Origin of the sequence: Desulfurivibrio dismutans (genome assembly GCF_029210385.1) — a bacterium.
Taxonomy (GTDB): Bacteria; Desulfobacterota; Desulfobulbia; order Desulfobulbales; family Desulfurivibrionaceae; genus Desulfurivibrio; species Desulfurivibrio dismutans.
This window is the reverse complement of record NZ_JARGDQ010000024.1, coordinates 1-1,256: the sequence shown is the minus strand read 5'-3', so window position 1 is coordinate 1,256 and position 1,256 is coordinate 1. Positions and strand designations below refer to the sequence as shown.

2 protein-coding genes are annotated in these 1,256 nt (G+C 56.0%); both read right to left on the bottom strand.

What is annotated here, in order from left to right; genetic code table 11:
- Positions 1-74 precede the first annotated feature (74 nt).
- Positions 75-542: a hypothetical protein gene (locus P0N66_RS12735; protein ID WP_275806012.1), complete on the bottom strand. Its 468-nt coding sequence runs from the start codon at positions 540-542 to the stop codon at positions 75-77.
- 159 nt (positions 543-701) lie between these two features.
- Positions 702-1,016, bottom strand: a complete 315-nt coding sequence (locus tag P0N66_RS12730) for a hypothetical protein (protein WP_275806010.1) — start codon at positions 1,014-1,016, stop codon at positions 702-704.
- Positions 1,017-1,256 lie beyond the last annotated feature (240 nt).

Here is a 1,256-nt window from a genome sequence, read left to right as displayed (position 1 = left end):
AAATTTAAGCACCCAACAACTTTTTGGTTCAGTGGCGTTGAGGCGGGGCAGGTCCGGCTCAACGCCACCGCCGGTTAACGCTTCTCCAAAATCTTGAAGAGCTTGTGATCTTCGGCGGTCAGCTCCGCCTGCCGCTTCAGGGTCCAGTGGCCAACCCAGCGTTTAAAGAGATCCAGGTTCTTGGCCCGCTCCTCAGCACTTCCCCCCAGATAGATATTCATGTTACCGGGCTTGCCAGTGGGGGTGGCCTTGCCATCATCCAGGCGGCGCATGATCGCCCCGGCATCGTCACCGTTGACGAAGGCGACCAGCTCCTGATAGGTGGTCATTCGGGGTCCCACCATCATGGAGGTGTACTTCTTCTGATCGGCATCGAACTCTTCGATGCTGGGAGAGCGTTCGCCGTGGCAGGCGAAGCATTTCTGCTCCATCAGCGGTTTGATATGGTCGTTGTAGGTCACCTGACCGTGGGAACCGGCCCAGGCCGATCCTCCGCCGCCCAGCATGACCAGGGTAATAGCCGCCATTGACAATCTTTTCATGGTGCAATCTCCTAAAAATTAATCTGATTCGGTTAATTTGCCGGCACTTTCAAGGCAAAGCCTGTTGATTGGAGTCGATCAGGACCTGGTAGGTTTCCAATATGCTAGGGAAAGCGACCGGCGGAGTCAAGGTCTTAATTCTCAATTTGGCCCCATTCTTCAATATCCAGGGGCGCTGCCCGGCACCGGCCGTACCTCGGCGGGCTGCTCCCGGGGCAGAAAAATCCCGACATGGGTCTGAAAGCTGTAGATCTTTTCGCTGCGGGTGAACTTTTTTGCCAGGCTGTAGCGGTACTTAGGGGGATAGGTTTCCCCCGCTCCCCAGATTATGACCAGGGCATCGGGCGCCAAACCGGCCGGGGGTGGGTAGTAGGGGGGGTTGCTGTAACTCGGTGATGGTGATAGGTGATGGTGATAGGGTGGTGATGGTGATAAGTATTCGCTTTCGACCGCCCTGGCAAAAAAACAGGGCATCAGCGAATACCCCGTGCAACTTGCCCTTCAAAAGCCGATGCTTTTGTCAATAACGGCTGCCGATCGGCATGTCAACGAAAAAATCCACCCCCAAAACAGCCTGATTTCGGAAGATCCCCGCATTTTGCGCCAGCGACCGGCAAAAGAGCATGCACCACACCAGCCGCCTGAATCCCCTCGCAAAAAACAGGCCCCAGTCCCTACCCCCCTGCTACACCGTGACCAACGGCTCTTCATACT

Coding starts and splice junctions, on each gene's coding strand:
- P0N66_RS12735 (WP_275806012.1), bottom strand. CDS start 542: ATGAAAAGATTGTCAATGGCGGCTATTACCCTGGTCATGCTGGGCGGC.
- P0N66_RS12730 (WP_275806010.1), bottom strand. CDS start 1,016: ATGCCCTGTTTTTTTGCCAGGGCGGTCGAAAGCGAATACTTATCACCA.